Here is a 1,628-nt window from a genome sequence, read left to right on the forward strand (position 1 = left end):
AGCCTACCTGTCACCTCTGTTAATTGACTCAACCATTCATGGGGGCGAAGGTGTCTAGCAATGCCGAAGCGTTATGACGATGACTTCAGAGACTGGGCTGTTCTTCAAATGATGCCGCCCTTAAACCGTTCCGTAGCAGAGCTCGCCGTTGCAATCGGCGTCACCCCACAGTCACTGCGAAACTGGAGGCAAATGGCTAGAGATAAAGGATTGATTGTTCCTGGGAATAATAAAACCAGCAATCAGTGGTCCAGCGCCGACAAATTCAACGCCGTTCTGGAAACCGCGCCGTTGAGCGAGGTAGAGCTTTCACAATATTGTCGAATCAAGGGCATTTATCCTGAGCAGATTCAGCAATGGCGCCAAGCTTGCCAGAATGCCAACACTGCGATGGAGCCTCAGCCCAACAAAAAACCGACCACCGAGCAAATACGGATAAAGGAGCTGGAGCGACAACTGCTTCGATCCGATGCTGATTGCAAGGAGGCGGTCGCTTTACTGGAACTCAGAAAAAAAGCCAATGCGATCTGGGGCAAGGACAAGGAAGGCTGATCAGCGCCCCTGATCGTGTGCAGGCTTTGGGCCTGATCGCTGAGGCAGTAGCAAGTGGTGCACGTCGGTTTCGTGCATGCAAAGAGATCGGGCTGTGTTTGCGGACGGTTCAGCGTTGGCGACACTGCGAAGCCGACAAGCGCCAGATCATCAAGCGCGAAGCACCGTCCAACAAACTCAGCGTCGCAGAGCGTCAGGCTGTTTTGGATGCTGCTAATCAACCTGGCTACGCGAGTCTGACACCGCACCAGATTGTCCCGAAGTTAGCTGACGAAGGTATCTATCTGGCATCGGAATCAACATTCTATCGGGTGCTGAAAGAGGCAAATCAGAATAGCCGTCGAGGCCGAGCCAAAGCTCCGAAGCGCCGAGCTTTGACCACACATTGTGCTGATGCCCCAAATCGAGTTTGGTGTTGGGATATCACGTGGTTACCCACCACCGTTAAAGGTCGCTTTTACTACTGGTACATGGTCAAAGACATCTATAGCCGCAAATTAGTGACCAACGAAGTACACGAATCCGAACGCGCAGAACATGCATGCGTACTGCTTGAAAAAGGATGCTTACGAGAGCGTACGGCGGGTCGTCCGCTGGTACTGCACTCGGACAACGGTCACGTAATGAGAGGCTCGCTTCTTCGAGAAAGCATGATTGCATTGGGCGTCGAACCGTCGTTCAGCCGACCCCGAGTAAGCAATGACAACGCCTATGCCGAAGCGCTTTTTCGTACGGCTAAGTATTGCCCGCTGTGGCCCGAGCGGCCCTTCGACAACCTCACGGAAGCACGACTCTGGGTGCAGAAATTCGTTGAGTGGTACAACGACGAGCATCGTCATAGCGCCTTGAAATACGTGACGCCCAATGAGCGTCACGAAGGCAAGGCACCTGCGTTACTGCAGGCACGGGAGAATCTTTACAAGGCAGCCAAAGCAACTAACCCCAGCCGTTGGAGCGGCGAAGTACGTAATTGGAAACTCGCAAACGCTGTTTACCTGAATCCAGAGCGCCCTGAAACAAGGGCGTAATAGACTCCTAAAACAGCCGTGAAGCGACAGATACGTTGACACGCACCG

At 53.2% G+C, this 1,628-nt stretch carries 1 protein-coding gene; it reads left to right on the plus strand.

The features are described from left to right. The first annotated feature begins 60 nt into the window (after nt 1–60). Nucleotides 61–1,580 (plus strand): IS3 family transposase gene (locus tag AAEZ10_RS27140; protein ID WP_374046330.1). Its coding sequence is split into 2 segments (ribosomal slippage): nt 61–526 and nt 526–1,580, totalling 1,521 coding nucleotides; the frame shifts between segments, so codons are not numbered across the junction. Nucleotides 1,581–1,628: the final 48 nt, after the last annotated feature.

This window comes from Pseudomonas sp. H26/SER47-MNA-CIBAN-0231 (genome assembly GCF_040310465.1).
GTDB classification, from domain to species: domain Bacteria; phylum Pseudomonadota; class Gammaproteobacteria; order Pseudomonadales; family Pseudomonadaceae; genus Aquipseudomonas; species Aquipseudomonas atacamensis.